This is a genomic window from Micromonospora sp. NPDC049529 (assembly GCF_055586685.1).
This window is the reverse complement of sequence record NZ_JBVJHT010000007.1, coordinates 372,666-389,547: the sequence shown is the minus strand read 5'-3', so window position 1 is coordinate 389,547 and position 16,882 is coordinate 372,666. Positions and strand designations below refer to the sequence as shown.

General features: G+C 70.9%; 18 protein-coding genes. 4 read left to right on the top strand and 14 right to left on the bottom strand.

Features of this window, described 5'->3' with window-relative positions; translation table 11 throughout:
- The 8 genes from ACZ6QQ_RS15180 to pdxH form a co-directional block, all read right to left on the bottom strand.
- Positions 1-478, bottom strand: a 478-nt coding sequence (locus tag ACZ6QQ_RS15180) for a glycosyltransferase family 2 protein (RefSeq protein WP_465876756.1), incomplete at its 3' end; no start/stop codon positions are given.
- Positions 479-689: 211 nt separating this feature from the next.
- Positions 690-1,538 carry a DUF4230 domain-containing protein gene (locus ACZ6QQ_RS15175; RefSeq protein WP_465876755.1) on the bottom strand — a complete coding sequence of 283 codons (849 nt, stop codon included), beginning with the start codon at positions 1,536-1,538 and terminating at the stop codon, positions 690-692.
- A gap of 98 nt (positions 1,539-1,636) precedes the next feature.
- Positions 1,637-2,812 (bottom strand): acyl-CoA dehydrogenase family protein, encoded by a 1,176-nt coding sequence (locus ACZ6QQ_RS15170; RefSeq protein ID WP_465876753.1) that lies wholly within the window; start codon positions 2,810-2,812, stop codon positions 1,637-1,639.
- Entirely contained in the window at positions 2,809-3,111 is a 303-nt protein-coding gene (locus tag ACZ6QQ_RS15165; protein ID WP_465876751.1) for a type II toxin-antitoxin system VapB family antitoxin, read from the bottom strand. Before ACZ6QQ_RS15165 ends, ACZ6QQ_RS15170 begins: the two co-directional genes overlap by 4 nt.
- A gap of 197 nt (positions 3,112-3,308) precedes the next feature.
- Positions 3,309-3,911, bottom strand: a complete 603-nt coding sequence (locus tag ACZ6QQ_RS15160) for a nitroreductase family protein (RefSeq protein ID WP_465876750.1) — start codon at positions 3,909-3,911, stop codon at positions 3,309-3,311.
- Positions 3,912-3,930: 19 nt separating this feature from the next.
- Positions 3,931-4,866: an aldose 1-epimerase family protein gene (locus ACZ6QQ_RS15155; RefSeq protein WP_465876749.1), complete on the bottom strand. Its 936-nt coding sequence runs from the start codon at positions 4,864-4,866 to the stop codon at positions 3,931-3,933.
- Positions 4,867-4,930: 64 nt separating this feature from the next.
- Entirely contained in the window at positions 4,931-6,322 is a 1,392-nt protein-coding gene (locus tag ACZ6QQ_RS15150) for an MFS transporter (RefSeq protein WP_465876748.1), read from the bottom strand.
- Positions 6,319-6,978 (bottom strand): pyridoxamine 5'-phosphate oxidase, encoded by a 660-nt coding sequence (gene pdxH, locus ACZ6QQ_RS15145; RefSeq protein WP_465876747.1) that lies wholly within the window; start codon positions 6,976-6,978, stop codon positions 6,319-6,321. The genes ACZ6QQ_RS15150 and pdxH overlap by 4 nt, the downstream gene beginning before the upstream one ends.
- Positions 6,979-7,229: 251 nt before the next feature.
- On the opposite strand from pdxH, the gene ACZ6QQ_RS15140 reads away from it, so the two are divergent.
- From ACZ6QQ_RS15140 to sepH, 3 genes are all read left to right on the top strand, one after another.
- On the top strand, positions 7,230-8,336 hold the full coding sequence (locus tag ACZ6QQ_RS15140) for a citrate synthase 2 (protein WP_465876746.1): 1,107 nt from the start codon (positions 7,230-7,232) through the stop codon (positions 8,334-8,336).
- 202 nt (positions 8,337-8,538) lie between these two features.
- On the top strand, positions 8,539-9,666 hold the full coding sequence (gene serC / locus ACZ6QQ_RS15135; protein ID WP_465876745.1) for a phosphoserine transaminase: 1,128 nt from the start codon (positions 8,539-8,541) through the stop codon (positions 9,664-9,666).
- Positions 9,667-9,877: 211 nt separating this feature from the next.
- Complete coding sequence (sepH, locus tag ACZ6QQ_RS15130; RefSeq protein ID WP_465876744.1) at positions 9,878-10,966, top strand: septation protein SepH; 1,089 nt, start codon at positions 9,878-9,880, stop codon at positions 10,964-10,966.
- A gap of 21 nt (positions 10,967-10,987) precedes the next feature.
- Here the strand turns inward: sepH and thpR are convergent, their stop codons facing one another.
- From thpR to ACZ6QQ_RS15105, 5 genes are all read right to left on the bottom strand, one after another.
- Positions 10,988-11,590 (bottom strand): RNA 2',3'-cyclic phosphodiesterase, encoded by a 603-nt coding sequence (thpR, locus tag ACZ6QQ_RS15125; protein WP_465876742.1) that lies wholly within the window; start codon positions 11,588-11,590, stop codon positions 10,988-10,990.
- A 16-nt stretch (positions 11,591-11,606) separates the two neighbouring features.
- Positions 11,607-12,107: a hypothetical protein gene (locus tag ACZ6QQ_RS15120; RefSeq protein WP_465876741.1), complete on the bottom strand. Its 501-nt coding sequence runs from the start codon at positions 12,105-12,107 to the stop codon at positions 11,607-11,609.
- Positions 12,108-12,165: 58 nt separating this feature from the next.
- Positions 12,166-13,476, bottom strand: coding sequence for an MFS transporter (locus ACZ6QQ_RS15115; RefSeq protein WP_465876740.1), 1,311 nt, complete (start codon positions 13,474-13,476; stop codon positions 12,166-12,168).
- 70 nt (positions 13,477-13,546) lie between these two features.
- On the bottom strand, positions 13,547-13,996 hold the full coding sequence (locus ACZ6QQ_RS15110; protein WP_465876739.1) for a MarR family winged helix-turn-helix transcriptional regulator: 450 nt from the start codon (positions 13,994-13,996) through the stop codon (positions 13,547-13,549).
- Positions 13,997-14,118: 122 nt separating this feature from the next.
- Positions 14,119-15,597 carry an NCS2 family permease gene (locus tag ACZ6QQ_RS15105; RefSeq protein WP_465876738.1) on the bottom strand — a complete coding sequence of 493 codons (1,479 nt, stop codon included), beginning with the start codon at positions 15,595-15,597 and terminating at the stop codon, positions 14,119-14,121.
- 119 nt (positions 15,598-15,716) lie between these two features.
- On the opposite strand from ACZ6QQ_RS15105, the gene ACZ6QQ_RS15100 reads away from it, so the two are divergent.
- A complete protein-coding gene (locus ACZ6QQ_RS15100; RefSeq protein ID WP_465876737.1) occupies positions 15,717-15,971 on the top strand; it encodes a DUF2530 domain-containing protein in 255 nt (84 codons plus the stop codon).
- A 19-nt stretch (positions 15,972-15,990) separates the two neighbouring features.
- On the opposite strand, the gene ACZ6QQ_RS15095 is transcribed toward ACZ6QQ_RS15100, so the two are convergent.
- On the bottom strand, positions 15,991-16,830 hold the full coding sequence (locus tag ACZ6QQ_RS15095; protein ID WP_465876810.1) for a DUF3027 domain-containing protein: 840 nt from the start codon (positions 16,828-16,830) through the stop codon (positions 15,991-15,993).
- Between the last annotated feature and the right edge of the window lie 52 nt (positions 16,831-16,882).

Genomic DNA, 16,882 nt, shown 5'->3' with positions numbered 1-16,882 from the left:
CCCGGCGGCAAAACATCAGAACCCCCCGCCCCCAAAAAAGAAAACCCACCCCTCCCCCCGCCCCCCCCCCCCCACCCCCCCCCCCCCCCCCCCCCCCCCCCCCCCGGAACCGGTTGCCCATGACCATGTCGTGCCCGGCGCGTAGTTCACGGATGAACGGCTCAAGGTTGGACAGATCGTACGAATCATCCGCGTCACCCATGATGACGTACTTGCCCCGGGCCTGCTCGATGCCGTTGAGTAGCGCGCCGCCGTAGCCACGGATCGGGGCGTGTGACACCCGCGCCCCGGCCCGGGTGGCGATCTCCTGCGAGCCGTCGGTGGACCCGTTGTCGCTGACCAGCACCTCGCCCACCACACCCAACTCGGCGAGCGCCCGGACAGCTTTGGTGACGCAGATCTCCAGCGTCTCCGCCTCGTTGAGGCAGGGCAGCAGGACGGTAACCTCGATCTCGTCTCCGGCAACAGAAAGTGCCACAGGCGTTTCTCCCGATTCGATTTCTCGGTGTGTCGATTGGCGAGGGGCCGGCAGCGAGGGCAGCGCGGTGCTCCGTCGGCCGCCTTCTCAAGACGCCGCTGGATCCTACCGCCACATCCCGCGCCGGGTTAGACGCCACCAGGGGACGCTAGGAGAATACCCGGCATACCTGGCTGACCTGGGATGACACCGAGTCATCGGGCTCCTACGCTCAGGGAGCGGTATAGGTGATGGTCACCTTTTCGTAGCCGAGAGAGCGCAGCAGTCCCTCAAGCATTTTCCGGGTGTTCTCCTGCGCCCGGTCACCGAGTCCGCTGTCCCGGGCGGCTGCGGCGATGCTCTCCTCCGCCTTCTGGTAGACCTCGCGCTGCCGGTTCGGGTCGCCGCCGAAGACCTCGCCGAGCCGGTTCAGCAGGCCCCGGTCCTCCGCGAAGACGTAGCTCTTCTCCAGGTCGAGGTTGACCTCGCCGAGCTGTGGCGCGGGCAGCCGGATCTCCACCGACTTCCGGTCGGCGGACTCGATCACGCCACCCTCGGCAATCTTCCCAAAGTCGACATATGACTCAACAGACCCTGCACCAACAAAAAGGGTACGTTCGTTGAGCAGGAAGTCCGGCACGTACTTGCGGTCCTGTTGCAGGTCGATCACCACCTGGAAGTTGCCCTCGGCGGCCACGTACCGGCTCAGGTCCTGGATCGACTTGAGCAACGGCGGCTGGCTCCGGTCGGTCGTCTCCTGCGCGAACGGGTTCCGCCAGGTCGGCCACAACCCGGTCGCCCGTACGCCGAGAACCAGCACCAGTGCCACGACGAGCGCACCGGCCAACCAGAACAGTCCACGCCCGCGCGCCGGGGCGGTGGTGACCACCGGCTCGGGGTGGGTCGGGTCGGGACCGTGGTCGGGGTCGACCGGGTGGTCGACACTCTCGGCGTCGGCCGCCCAGCGCCGGTCCGGGGCCGGGGCGGCCGACGCCGCCTTGCCCTGCACCGCCGGTGCCTTACCCTGCGCGTACTCCGGGTATTCCCGGGTGGGCTCGTTGACATCTCCGCTACGGGACATCTGCCCTCACCGTCCTCATCAGACCGTTTGCCTGGTGCAAACGGTACGGGTCGGGTGCGACAACACGACCGTGGCCGTGGATATACCCGATGGGACGGTCAGCTGAACGCGGCGATGCCGGTCAACCGCTGGCCGATCACCAGCTGGTGGATCTCCGAGGTGCCCTCGTAGGTCAACACGGTCTCCAGGTTGCTGGCGTGCCGCAGCACCGGATACTCGCCGCTGATCCCGTTCGCGCCGAGGATCGTGCGGCACTGCCGGGCGATCGCGAGCGCCTCCCGAACATTGTTCAGCTTGCCGACGCTGACCTGGTCCGGCCGGAGCGCGCCGGTGTCGGCCAGCCGACCCAGGTGCAGCGCCAGCAGGTAGCCCTTCTGCAACTCGACCGCCATGTCGGCCAGCTTCGCCTGGGTGAGCTGGAAGCCGGCGATCGGCCGGCCGAACTGGATCCGGTTGACCGCGTAGTCGAGCGCGACCCGCAGACAGTCCCGGGCCGCGCCGAGCGCACCCCAGACGATGCCGAACCGGGCCTCGGTCAGGCAGGAGAGCGGCGCCTTCAACCCGGTCGCCGCCGGCAACTGGGCCGACGCCGGCAGCCGCACCCCGTCCAGCACGAGTTCGCCGGTGGAGGAGGCGCGCAGCGACATCTTGTTGCGGATCTCGCGGGCGGTCACCCCGGCGCTGTCCAGCGGTACGACGAAGCCGCGTACCCCGTCGTCGGTCCGGGCCCAGACCACCGCGAGGTCGGCCAGCGGGGCATTGGTGATCCACATCTTGGTGCCGGTCAGCACCCAGTCGGTGCCGTCGCGGCGGGCCCGGGTCGCCATCGAGGCCGGATCGGAGCCGTGGTCGGGCTCGGTCAGGCCGAAGCAGCCGATCGTCTCGCCGGTGGCCATCGTCGGCAGCCAGGACTGCTTCTGCTCCTCGCTGCCGTACCGCCAGATGGCGTACATGGCCAGCGAGCCCTGCACCGACACCAGCGAGCGCAGCCCGGAGTCACCGGCCTCCAGTTCCAGGCAGGCCAGCCCGTACGCGACCGCCGAGGCACCGGCGCAGCCGTACCCGGTCAGGTGCATGCCGAGCAGGCCCAGCTTGCCGAACTCGACCGCCAGCTCCCGGATCGGCGCCCGGCCGGACTCGTACCACTGCGCGATGTGCGGGCGGATCCGGTCGTCGACCAGCTGCCGGACGACCGCACGGATCTGCCGCTCCTCCTCGGAGAGCAGCGCGTCCAGGTCGAGCAGGTCCAGGGCCGACTCCGGGGACGTGGTCACTGCGCGGCCCCGAGCACCAGCACCCGGGCGTGGATCTGGTTGCGCTGCTGCAACGCCGCGCGCAACGCCCGGTGCAGGCCGTCCTCCAGGTAGAGGTGGTTGTTCCACTGCACCACGTGCGGGAAGAGGTCGCCGTAGAAGGTGGAGTCCTCGGCGAGCAGCTTGTCGAGCGCCAGCTCCCGCTTCGTGGTGATGAGCTGGTCGAGCCGGATCGGGCGCGGCGGGATCTCCGCCCACTGCTTCAGGGTGAACTCGTGGTCCGGGTAGGGACGTCCGTCCCGAACCGCTTTGAAGATCACGACGGTACGCTCCCCTCCCCGTGGCCGAGCCGGCCCTGCCGTTTCACCGTGCCAGTTTGACCGCGCCCGACCACGCCCGCTGATGCCGGCGCCGCAAACCGAAAGTCCGTGCCAGCCTAGCGACCGGCGACGACATTGCGGTTTGTTCCCGGATGTCGATTTCGTTACTGCCTGACCGGCAACCATCGGCCAACCGGTCAGCTCCATTGACCGCGATGCACGACCTGTTCGACCGGTCGACGTCCCCGGTCCAACGACGGCGACCGATGGTCGGGAGCGCGATATCCGATGGTGATCGCGCCGATCGGTGCGAATTCCCCCGGTACGCCGAACGCCTCCCGGTAAGCACCGACCCGCTCCGGCGGGATTCCGAAGAAACACGCACCGAGCCCCTCGTCGACTGCGGTAAGCAGCATCAGGAGTGCGGCGAACCCGGTGTCGACATACCAGTACGGCACCGGCCACCGGCCCTCGTCCCGATCGGCCCAGCCCTTGTCCGGCTCGGCGTACCGGTCCAGGTAGGCCGAGCGGTTGGCGTGCGGCACCACGATCAGCGGTGCCCGGCGCATCCCGTCGAGCCAGCGCCCGCGTCCGGGCCGGGCCGGAGTGGCTGCCGCCCAGAACCGCTCCCGGTCGGCCGGTTCCTCCAGCACCAGGAAGCCCCAACCCTGGGCGAACCCGGCCGACGGGGCCCGTACCGCGTGGTCCAGCAGCCGGTCGACCACCGCCGGCGGGACCGGCCGGTCCGGGTCGTAGTTGCGCACCATCCGCCGCCGACGTACGACTTCCGCGAAGTCCATCCGGTCGACCGCCGCCGGGCTATTCGGCGCCGGGGCGGATGCCCCAGCTCGCCCGCCAGGTCGCACCGGGCGCCAGCACGATCACGTCCCGCCCGGACCGGAACGCGTCCGGCGGGCAGGTCATCGGCTCCACCGCGACCGACCGGCGGTACCGCTCCCCGGCCAGGGTGTCGCCGGTGAACACCTGCCACCAGCCGAACGCCGGGTCGGCCCAGATGCTGACCGAGGGCTCCCCGTCCGGGCCGGTGAGCGTCACGCTGGAGCCGTCCGGTCCCTGGTCCACGTCGCCGAAGGTGACGTCGAGCACCGCGTCGCCGATCCGGCGGGGCTCGGTGAAGTCGTACTCGCTGCCGGCGACCTTGATCTCACCGATCGGCAGCATCCGACCGTCGACCAACAGCCGGCTGCGCCCCGGCACCCGCACCCGCACCTGTTCGACCGGCACCCCGGGCAACCGCAGGTACGGATGCACGGAGAGCCCGAACGGGGCCTCCTCGGCGCCGAGGTTGGTCACCTCGTGGTCCGCACGCAGCCCGTCCGGGCCGACCGACCACCGCGTACGCAGCCGCAGCGGCCACGGGTAGCCGATCTGGGCCGGCAGGTCGCAGGCGACCGTGACCGCGTCCGGGGCCTGTTCGACCAGGCGCCAGGGCAGCCAGTTGACCAGGCCGTGGATCGCCGTGTGCTTGTCCGGCTCGGTCAGCGAGAGCTGGTACGCCCGGCCACCGAAGCTGTACTGGCCGTCCCGGATCCGGTTCGGCCACGGGGCGAGCACGTGCCCGGCACTGCCCGGCGACACCTCGTCGTCGGCGTACCCGTCGAGGTGGTCGACCCCGTCCACCCGGTAGGCGCGCAGTCCCCCGCCCACCTCCACCACGACGGCCTGCTGGCCGCCCCCGGTGATCGTCCACTGTGTTCCGGACAGGGGGCGGGGCCCGGTCTCGACGTTGTCCATGCCGGGACGATATCGGTTGTCCCGCCCCACCGCCCGGTCACCCGCCAATCCGGTCACCAGCGGCTCAGTCCACGGGCGTGGCGGGTGCCCGGTAGCGCAGCAGCGCCGGGAAGGCGAGCGCGAGCAGCGGGGCCAGGACGACCACCGCCAGCCCACCGCCGACCCAGGCGAACCCCACGCCGAGCGAGGAGGCCATCAGTCCGGCCCGCAGGTCACCGAGGCGGGGGCCACCGGCCACCACGGTGATGTTGACACCCTGTAGCCGCCCGCGCATCCGGTCCGGCACGTAGACCTGCAACATCGACTGCCGGAACACGGAGCTGACCAGGTCGGCGGCGCCGGCCAGGGCGAGCAGCCCGACCACCAGCCAGAGCTGGTGCGCCAGCCCGGCGAGCGCGATGCTCACCCCCCAGCCGACCACCGCGACGACCAGGGCCAGCCCCTGGCGCTGGATCCGCCCGATCCAGCCCGAGGTGAGCCCGCCGAGCACCGACCCGATGGCGATCGCGCTGTAGAGCAGGCCGATCGCCGCACCGCCGCCGAACCGTTCGTCGGCCACCTCCGGGAAGAGGCTGCGCGGCATCGCCAGCACCATGGCGATGATGTCGATGCCGAAGGAGAGCAGCAGCACCGGTGTGCCGGCCAGGTAGCGGAAGCCGTCCGCGATGCTGCGCAGCCCGGCGCGGCGGGCGGCCGGCGGGGCGCCGTCGGCCGACTGACCGTCATCGACCAGCGGGGACAGCGGCGGCAGCCGGTACGTGGCCCAGAGCGAGACGGTGAACAACACGGCGTCGACCCCGTACGCCAACGGCAGTCCGGTGGCCGGCGCCCAGGCGGAGAAGATCAGGCCGGCGGTGAGCGGGCCGGCCACCCCGGCGGCCTGTGAGGTGGTGAAGCCGAGGGTGAGCGCGGCCGGCACCAGCGGGGTCGGCACCAGCCGGGTGATGATCGCCTGTCGGGCCGGTGAGCTGATCCCGAACGCGGCCGACTGGACCGCGACCAGGCCGAGCAGGAGCAGCGGGCTGCCCACCCGGAAGACCGCCTGGCCCAGCAGGCCGAGCGTGGTGAGCCAGGTCAGGGCGGTGCTGATCAGCAGCAGCTTGCGGCGGTCCATCACGTCGGCGACGGCGCCGCCCCAGATGCCGAAGATCACCAACGGGACCAGGGTGGCGAGGCCGAGCAGGCCGACCCAGAGCGAGTCGCGGGTCAGGCTGTACATCTCAACCGGTACGGCGACCGCGGTGAACTGCATGCCGTACATCGACACGCCGTTGCCGACCCACAACCGGCGGTACGCCGGCACCCGGAGCGGGCGTACGTCGATCGCCCACCGCGACGGTGTCTTCTCCGCTTTTCCGTCTGCTGCGAGTTTCCGGTCCGTGGGGCTCTGCCGACCGCCGTGCGGTTCTTCGAGGAGCTGCCCGGAGTCCTGCGCGGAGCCCGGTTCGGAACTCATGGTGCCAGTCGTTCGATGATCCACCCCTGTTCGTCGCCTCGACGGTAGCGCAGCCGATCGTGCAGCCTGCTGGTCCGTCCCTGCCAGAACTCCACCGTCTGCGGAACCACCCGCAGCCCGCCCCAGTGCGGGGGCGGCGGAATCGGGTCATCGTCGCCGAACCGGTCGACAACCGCCCGGTAGCCGGCGTCGAGGGTCTCCCGGTCCGGCAGCACCCGCGACTGTGGGCTGGCCCACGCGCCGAGCCGGGAGCCGCGCGGCCGGCTGGCGAAGTACGCCTCGGTCTCGGCCCGGTCGACCGGCTCGACCGAGCCGGCGACGACCACCTGCCGCTGCATCGGGAACCATGGGAAGACCAGGCTGGCATACGGGTTCGCGAGCGCCTCGGTGCCCTTGCGTGACCCGTAGTTGGTGAAGAAGACCAGTCCCCGCTCGTCGTACCCCTTGAGCAGCACGGTCCGACCGCTCGGCCGGCCGGCGGCGTCGGCGGTGGCGACCATCATCGCGTTCGGTTCGGGCAGCCCGGCGGCGACCGCGTCGGCGAACCAGCGGTCGAACTGGGTGTACCAGTCCGGGGCCAGGTCGGTGCGGTACAGGCCACGTTCGACGGAATAGTCGCGGCGCAGCGCCGCCGGTCGCACTGTGTCTCCGGTCACGTGGTCATCCTTCCGCTCCCGGTTCGGCCTGCGCGAACCGACACCGGCCAGGTAATTTGCCGACAGTCGATGGATTGACGCGCAACGGCCGGACGCTGGTGTGTTGTGCGTAGCACAACCCGTTCGGGTCGCAAAGTTAGTTACTCACCAGGCAAGATGGCACGAAATACATTCCCTGAGGGTCGCCTAAGGAGCTCCGGTCACGCCGATGAGCCCCGGGTGTACGGACGATGCAGATCCAGGAGAGCGAAATGTCCGACTTCAAGCCGGGGCTGGAAGGCGTGATCGCCTTTGAGACCGAGATTGCCGAACCCGACAAAGAGGGCGGCTCGCTGCGCTATCGAGGCGTCGACATCGAGGATCTGATCGGGCAGGTCTCCTTCGGCAACGTGTGGGCGTTGCTCGTGGACGGTCGCTTCGGCCCCGGCCTGCCGCCGGCCGAGCCGTTCCCGGTCCCGGTGCACTCCGGCGACATCCGGGTCGACGTGCAGTCCGCGGTCGCGATGCTCGCCCCGTACTGGGGTCTCGACCAACTGCTCGACATCAACGACGAGCAGGTACGCGAGGACCTCGCCCGGGTCTCCGTCACCGCCCTCTCCTTCGTCGCCCAGTCCGCCCGTGGCCTGGGCCTGCCGGCCGTGCCGCAGAAGGAGATCGACAAGGCGCAGACGATCGTCGAGCGGTTCATGAAGCGCTGGCGCGGCGAACCGGACCCCCGGCACGTCAAGGCCGTCGACGCGTACTTCATCTCCGCCGCCGAACACGGCCTGAACGCCTCCACCTTCACCGCCCGGATCGTCGCCTCCACCGGCGCCGACGCGGCGGCCTGCATCTCGTCGGGCATCGGGGCGCTCTCCGGCCCGCTGCACGGCGGTGCGCCGTCGCGGGTGCTGCACATGATCGAGGCGGTGGAGCGCAGCGGCGACGCCGAGGGGTACGTCAAGGGCGTACTCGACCGCGGCGAGCGGCTGATGGGCTTCGGCCACCGGATCTACCGGGCCGAGGACCCGCGGGCGCGCGTGCTGCGGCGTACCGCCAAGGAACTGGGGGCGCCGCGCTTCGAGATCGCCGAGGCGCTGGAGAAGGCCGCCCTGGCCGAGTTGCAGGCCCGCAAGCCGGACCGGGTACTGGCCACCAACGTCGAGTTCTGGTCGGCGGTCGTACTCGACTTCGCCGAGGTGCCGGCGCACATGTTCACCTCGATGTTCACCTGTGCCCGGATGGGCGGCTGGAGCGCGCACATCCTGGAGCAGAAGAAGCTCGGCCGGCTGGTCCGCCCGGCCGCCCGCTACACCGGTCCGGGCACCCGCAAGCCCTCCGAGGTCGAGGGCTGGAACGCGGTCGTCACGAACGTGTGACCCCGAGCACGAAGGTGGCCCATCCGACCCCGGTCGGGTGGGCCACCGCCGTTCGGGCCCCGGATGGTGCGAGGATGAGGTTTCGGCAACGTCGCCGGACATCCATGGATCCGGCTCGCGGCGCCCCCGGTGCCCGTGCCCGGAGCCCTCGCATCCCAGCTCCCAGGGCCGCGCCGGCCCATCGGAAGGATCGTCGATAACCGTGGCTGACCCATCGACCATCAGGATCCCCGACGCGCTGAAGCCCGCCGACGGCCGCTTCGGTGCCGGCCCGTCCAAGATCCGTCCGGCGGCCGTCTCCGCGCTCGCCGACGTGGCGACGACATTCCTCGGCACCTCCCACCGGCAGCGGACCGTACGCGACCAGGTCGCCCGGCTGCGCCGGGGCCTGGCCGAGTTCTTCTCCCTCCCCGACGGGTACGAGGTGGTCCTCAGCAACGGCGGCAGCACCGCCTTCTGGGACGTCGCCACCTTCGGTCTGGTCCGCGACCGGGCCCAGTTCGCCAGCTTCGGTGAGTTCGGCGCCAAGTTCGCCAAGGCGGTCGGCGACGCACCGTTCCTCGGCACCCCGACCGTACGCAGGGCCGAGGCCGGCTCCGCCCCGGCGCTGGTCGCCGAGGCCGGGGTGGACGTCTACGCCACCCCGCAGAACGAGACCTCCACCGGTGTCGCGGTCCCGGTCCGCCGGGTGGCCGGCGCCGACCCGGACTCGCTGCTGCTGGTCGACGCGACCTCCGCCGCCGGTGGCCTGGAGGTGGACGTCCGCGAGAGTGACGTCTACTACTTCGCCCCGCAGAAGTGCTTCGCCTCCGACGGTGGCGTCTGGATCGCGCTGATGTCGCCGGCCGCGCTGGCCCGGGCAGGCGAGATCAAGGAGTCCGGGCGCTACATCCCGGCCTTCCTCGACCTGGTCACCGCGATCGACAACTCCCGGTTGGAGCAGACCTACAACACCCCGGCGCTGGCGACCATCTTCCTGGCCGCCGAGCAGACCGACTGGATGAACGCGCAGGGCGGGTTGGCCTGGGCGGCCAAGCGCACCGCCGAGAGCGCCGCCATCGTGTACGGCTGGGCCGAACGCTCCGAAGTGGCGACCCCGTACGTGATCGACCCTGCGCTGCGCTCGAACGTGATCGCCACGATCGACTTCGACGACCGGGTGGACGCCGCGGTGATCGCGAAGGTGTTGCGGGCCAACGGGATCGTGGACACCGAACCGTACCGGAAGCTGGGCCGCAACCAGCTGCGGATCGCGCTCTACCCGGCCGTGGAACCGGCCGACGTCGAGGCGCTGACCGCCTGTGTCGACCACGTGGTCGCCGCCCTGTAACACGGAGGGTCGCCGGCATCCGGCACCCACCGGTTCGTACGGGTGTCGGATGCCCGGCTCCGCCGGCTGTTCATAGATCATTCGTGCAGCTCACCCACGACATGCGGGCGTGGCATCCCCCACGCGCGGGCGGACGGGCGTACCGTGTGTCGAGGACGCCCGGGTGGCTGGCTTGTGGCGTGGGCCGAGCAAGCGGGACGGAGGCAACGCGATGCGACCGGTACGCTTCGTCGCCCTCTCCGAGGACGGCCAGGCCTTGGTGCTCGCCGACGAGGTGGGTCGCCTGCTCGCGCTCCCCATCGACGAACGGGTCGCCACGGTTCTGCACGCCGAACCGGGTGGCACCCCTCTCACGGTGGTCTCCCCCGCCCAGGACCCGGTGGCCTCACTGTCGCCACGGGACATCCAGGCCCGGATCCGTGCCGGCGAGTCCGCCGAGGACGTCGCCCGGATCGCCGGTGTCCCGGTCGACCGGGTGCTGCGTTACGCCGGCCCGGTCCTCCAGGAGCGGGCGATGGTCGCCCAGCACGCGCGGCGTACCCGGCTGAAGAACTCGGAGAAGAGCGTTCCGCTCGCCGAGGTGGTCGACGGCCGGCTGGCCCAGCACAGCATCGACACCGAGAAGATCTCCTGGGACGCCTACCGGCGCGACGACGGCACCTGGCGGATCATCGCCAGCTGGCCGTCGGGCAAGGCCACCGCGCAGGCTGTCTGGGACCTCGACAAGACCCGGCAGATGGTCTCGCCGCACGACGACATGGCGCAGTACCTCTGCGCCGAGCGGCCCACGCCGATCCTCGGCCAGGAACCGGCGCCGGAGCGTGGCGGACACGGGCTGCCCGGACCGTCGCGGGTCGAGCCGACCCGTGGTGGGCACGGCCTGCCGGCGGCCACCGGCGACCAGCACGCCCCCCGCCCGACCCGCGATCCGATCCGGGCCGGCCGGGACGCGCTGCTCGCCTCCCTCGACCGTCCACTCGGGTCGAGCGCCGGACGCGGGCTCGAACCGGTCTCGCCGGCCGCACACACCAACTACGAGGCGCCCCGGCCCCGGCCGGTCGCCGGTGGTGCCGCCGCGCTGCTCGGTGGCGGCCAGGGTTCGGCCTTCGACGACGACGCCGACCAGCCGAAGGAGGTGCCGGCCGTACCGTCGCTGGCGGTGCTCCGGCCGCGTCGGACCACCGGCCCGGCGGCCACGAACGAGACCACCGACCAGTCCGGCAAGCCCCGCAAGCGGCTGCCGAGCTGGGACGACGTGCTGTTCGGCAGCGGTCCCGCCGCCCAACGCGAAACCTCCTGAGCCTGCTGTCGCGGACCGCCGCTACAGGGGCCAGGTCGCCAGGCGGTCGTAGGTCGGCCGGGGGCCGGGGCGGCTGCGTACCAGCGTCAGCTCGGTCACCGGCCACGCCGGACCCACGTATCCGTCCAGCGCCGCCCGGTCCGCCTCGACCGTCTCCGGGGACAACCGGCTGCCCGGCCGGGCCAGCGTGACGTGTGGCACGTACGGCCGGGGGTCGGCCGGTAATCCGACGGCGGCGAGTTCCCGACGGGTGGCCGCGTTCACCGCGTGCAGCGCGTCGACGTCGCCGCGCAGCCCCGCCCAGAGCACGGTGTCCGGCGGCACCCCGAACAGGCCGCCGCCACCGATTCGCAACCGGGGTGTGCCGACCAGCTCCACCGAACCGTCCGTCCCGGGTGGCGGACGCCAGGTCCGGGCCGCCCGGTCGAGCGCCGAGTGCAGCGCGGCCGACCGGTCGTCGGCCACCTCGCCGACGAAGGCCACGGTCAGGTGCAGGTGGTCGGGCGGAGTCAGCCGTACGTCGACTCCGGACGCGGCTGCCGTGCCGATCCGGAGTCGGGCCAGCTCCCCGGTGAGGTCGGCCAGTGCCTCCGGGTCCGGGTAGATCGCTACGAACACCCGCACCGGACCACCCCGCTCGTCATGGTGGGGAACCCCGGTCGGCACTGCACAGGACCAGCCCGGCCGCCTCCAGTTCGCCCTCGACCCGGACCCGTTCGATCTCCCGGTCCAGCCCGTCGAGGTCCGCCAGGTGTTCGACCACTCCCAGGTAGCGGCTGGCCACCCGCAACTGCTCGTCGTACGCCCGCAGCAGCTCGCCGTGCGCCGAACCGGACCGGGCCGGCCGGCCCCGCCGCTGACCGCCGAGCCGGCGCAGGTCGGCGGCGACCTGCTCGATGGCCGGGCCACCGGGTCGGTCCAACTCGGTCGGATCGATGCGGTCCGGTCCTGCCATGGCCCGCAGTGCCCGGTCGAGGCGGTCGAGTTCCCGCCGCTGCCGCCACCCGGTCCGCCGGGTGGCGCCCTCGGCGACGAACCAGTGGATCAGTTCGTCGGCGAAGAGGATCGCCGCCACCAACGCCGGCAGGCAGACCAGTGACAGGAGTGCCAGGGCCAGCACGAAAACCTGCACGACGGCCATCCTCCGACGCTAGGCCCCACGATCGGGGCACGCCACCGATTTGGCAGTGACCAACCAATCAGACACCTACGACAGTTCGCGCCCGGCCGGTGTCGGAGGGTACGACGTACAGGCGCGGCAGTGGGGCGATCCGCAGCCGGAGCCGGGACTTGTCGTGCCGCAACTGCCAGAGCACGGCCAGCAGGGCGGCGGCGAGCGAGATGAGCCCACCGATCCAGATGGCGGCGTTGGCTCCGGCGTGTTCGGCCACCCAGCCGATCACCGGGGCGCCGACCGGGTTGGTGCCGAGGAAGACCAGCACCCACAGCGCCATCACCCGGCCCCGGAAGGCGGCGTCGACGCCGAGCTGGACCCGCTGGTTGGACGCCTGGGCGAAGTAGACCATCAGGAAACCGGCCGGCACCAGCAGCACCAGGACCAGCCAGTACGTCGTCGCGACGCCGACCAGGGTGCCGGCGACCGCGCAGGCCACGGCGGCACCGAGGACCACCCAGACCGACGGCCGGCTGCGCCGGCCGCTGCCGGCCAGCGCCCCGCCGAGCGCGCCGACGGCCAGTGCCGTGGTGAACAGCCCGAACGAGGCCGCCCCGGTGTTGAAGACGGTCTTGGCGAGCGCGGCCAGGGTGATCTGGAAGTTGAACAGGGTCATCCCCATCACCGACATGAGCACCATCGGCAGCACCAGGTCGGGCCGGACCCGGACGTACCGGAGGCCGTCGATGACCTTGGCCGGGGCCCGTTCGTCCATCGGCGGCAGGGCGTCGCGGTGCAGTTCCTCACCGCGCATCCGGACCAGGCCGATCAGCGGTGCGAGCGCACCGAAGACGCTGATCAGGAAGACCGGTCCGACGTCGAAGAGGGCGATCGCCACACCGGCGACGGCGGGGCCGATGATCCGGGCGGAGTTGAAGGTCGCCGCGGAGAGCGAGAGGGCGTTCGGCAGCAGCGGGGTGCCGACGAGTTCGGAGACGAACGACTGGCGTACCGGCGTCTCGACCGCGTTGGCCGTACCGAGCAGGGCGGCGAAGACGAAGACGTGCCAGAGCTCGATCACACCGGTGACGACCAGCAGGCTCATGACGAGCGCCAGCACGCACCAGGCGGCGTTGGCGACGAAGAGCAGCAGACGCTTGTCGTACCGGTCGGCCAGCCGGCCGGAGAGAAGCGTGAGCAGTAGTACGGGGGTGAACTGCAGTGCGGTGACCCAGCCGAGCGCGGTGGCCGAGTCGTCGGACAGGTCGAGTACGAGCCAGTCCTGCGCGGTGAACATCATCCACACGCCGATCAGCTTGAGGAGCTGGCCGATCGCGAACAGCCGGTAGTTTCGAACCTGCAGGGACTGGAACGTGGTGCCTAGTTTTGCCCGCACTCGGGGTGCGCCTCCTCGGGTCGTACGCGTCATCCACAGCGGACGAAGCGGACCCGGTGCGCGGCGCCGATCAGGCGCGAGCCACCTTCTGCAGGATCGCCGCGGCCTCCCGCAGCGTCTCCCGTTCCTCCGGCGTCAGCTCGGCGAGCCGGTGGCCCAGCCACTCGTTGCGGGCCCGCTCGAAATCGGCGAACACCGCGCGGCCGGACTCGGTCGTCGACAGAATGACCTGTCGCCGGTCGGTCGGGTGGGGAGTGCGGCGTACCAGGCCACGCTCTTCCAACTTCGCGACGATCTTGGTCATGGTCGGTGGCTGCACCCGTTCGGTGTCGGCCAACTCACGCGGACTCAGCGCGCCCGCCAGCTCAAGGCTGGTCAGGGCGGACAACTGGGTCAGCGTCAGTTCGCCGACCGGCCGGGACTGCCGGACCCGTCGATTGAGCCGGGTGATCGCATCGCGCAGCAGGCTGGCCAGCTGCGCGGGCGGCACACGTTGCGCCATCACCGTCCGCTCCGTCACGATAGTTAGCCTAACTAATAAGCCTTGCTAACGACCACTGTTATGACCACGGTCACCGAACCCGCGAACGGGCGGGGGACCCCACGGCTACCAGTGTCCCCCGCCCGCGCACGCCGAACCGATCAGCCGATCAACGTCTCGATCGGGCCCCGTAGGAAATACAGGACAAAGAGCGCGGCCACCCCGTACAGCAACGGGTGCACCTCGCCCGCCTTGCCCCGGGCCAGCTTCAACACCACGAAGGTGATCAGACCGGCTCCGATCCCGTTCGAGATCGAGTACGTGAACGGCATCAGCACGATGGTGAGGAAGGCCGGTACGGCGATCTCGTAGTCGGTCCAGTCGATGCTCCGTACCCCGGTCATCATCAGGAACCCGACCACCACCAGCGCGGTCGACGCGGCCTCGAACGGCACCACCACGACCAGCGGGGCCAGGAACATGGCCAGCAGGAACAGCGCACCGGTGACCAGGTTCGCCACCCCGGTACGGGCCCCCTCCGCCACCCCGGCCGCGCTCTCGATGTACGAGGTGTTGCTCGACGTGCTCGCCGCACCGCCGGCCGCCGCCGCGATCGAGTCGACCAGCAGGATCTCCCGCGTACGCGGCGGCGTCTGGCTCTCGTCGAGCAGGTCGCCCTCCTGGCCGACCGCCACCATCGTGCCCATGGTGTCGAAGAAATCCGTCACCAGCAGGGTGAAGACGAACATCAACGCGACCAGCCAGCCGGCGCTCGACCACGAGCCGAGCACGTTGAAGTTGCCGAGCAGGGACAGGTCGGGGGTGTCGACCACGGTCGCCGGCAACTCCGGCACGTTCAGCGACCAGCCCTGCGGGTTCGGCTTGCCGTCGACGAACGAGGGGCCCACGTTGGCGACCGCCTCCACCACGATCGCCAGCACGGTCGAGGCCACGATGCCGATCAGGATCGCGCCCCGGACCTTGCGGACCACCAGCACCAGGGTGACCAGCAGACCGAGCACGAAGACCAACGCCGGCCAGGTGACCAGCTTGCCGTTGATGCCCAGGCCGACCGGGACGGTGGTGCCGGCGGCGTCCGGGATCCGCCGGACGAACCCGGCGTCGACCAGCCCGATGATGGTCAGGAACAGGCCGATGCCCACCCCGATCGCGGTCTTGAGCTGGGTCGGCACCGAGTGGAACACGGCCGTACGCAGACCGGTCAGCACCAGGATGGCGATGATCACGCCCTCGATCACCACCAGGCCCATCGCGTCGGCCCAGGTCATCTGCGGGGCGATCTCGTACGCGACCAGCGCGTTCACGCCGAGGCCGGCGGCCAGGGCGAGCGGGAACCGGCCGACGACCCCCATCAGGATCGTCATCACCCCGGCGACCAGGGCGGTGGCCGCCGCGAGCGCCGGGATGGCCAGCTTCTGGCCGTCGCCGTCGACCGCGTTGCCGAGGATCAGCGGGTTGAGCACCACGATGTAGGCCATCGTGAAGAAGGTGGCGAGGCCGCCCCGGATCTCCCGGCTGACCGTCGAGCCACGGGCGGAGATCTCGAAGTACCGGTCGAAGCCGTTGCGCGGGGGTGTGGTCGCCGGTGGGGCGGGAGCCTTCGGGGTGGTGGTCGTCATAAGGACCTCACATAGTGATCATGGGGGGTTCATTGGGCGCATCGTCCCAGACGACCTGTTACCGGGAAAGTACGTTCCGGTTACGAACCTCGATCCCTGCCCACGAGTACGCTGATCACGTGCCGGAGCAGCAGCAACCGCGGCCGGAGCCGCTCGACCCACCGATGGTCCCGTTCGCCGTCGGCGGCATCGTGATCTGGGCGTTGGCCGGACTGGTCCTGCTGATCTTCTTCCGCGACTGGCTCACCGAGCACGGTCACCGGGACTGGCTCTGGACCTGCCTCGCCGGTTTCCTGATCGGCTTTCCCGGACTGGCGATCATGCTCCGGCACGACGCGAACCGCCGACGCCGCCGGGCAGGCCGGCAGCGCTGACCGTCAGCCGGCCGGGCGATCAGCCGTGGCCGTACGGCTCGGCCGGCTCGCCGGTGCCCACCGAACCCGGCGCCCGGCTCACCGAGACCGCCTCGACCTCGTTGTCGTCGTAGATCGTCGGCAGCTCGTCCACCGGCGTCTCGGCCACGTCGAGCATCGTCTCCGAATGCGCCCCGCAGCCGTGGTCGGCGCTGACCGCCCGACCGTCGTCGGGGGCGTAGAAGTTGCCGCACACGCCGAAGGCCTGGCGCAGGGAACCGGCCAGCGGCAGATAGAAGCCACAGGTCCCGCAGCGGGCGGTCCGGGGGGCGGCGGCCGAGATCGGCGCGGTCGGGCCGTGGTCGCCGTCGTACCAGCGCTGCGCGGTCTCCTCCCGGCCCTCCTTGGACATCACCCGGGAACGACCGAGACCGAGTTCCCAGGTGGTCTCCTCGACCGCCGGGTCGTCGGAGAGGACGTAGCCGGGAACCAGCCGGTCGTCGTCGGCCGGGGCCGGCAGCAGGTCGCCGACGCCGAGGTCGCCCGGCTGGAGGCGTTCCTGCCAGGGCAGCCAACTCGGCGCCAGCAGGGCGTCCGGTCCGGGCAGTAGCACCGCCTCGCAGATGGTCACCTGCTTGCTGCGGGAGACCCGGGTGACGGTGACGGCCCAGCGCCAGCCCCGGTAACCGGCGAGCAGACATTCAAAGAAGTGGGTGACGAGACGCTCACCCTCGGCAACCACCTCCAGGTGGTCGCCGACATCGGTCGGCTCCACCTCGATGATGCCGGCCCGCGCCACCTCGACGGCAGCGGCACAAACCTGGTCGAGACGGGCTGCACGAGCACCGGCGGTCCTGGTCACATGCTCATTCTTCCCTATCCGAGCGGCCCGCCGGCAGGGACTCCCCGTACCAGTTCTCGCGCCACATCCT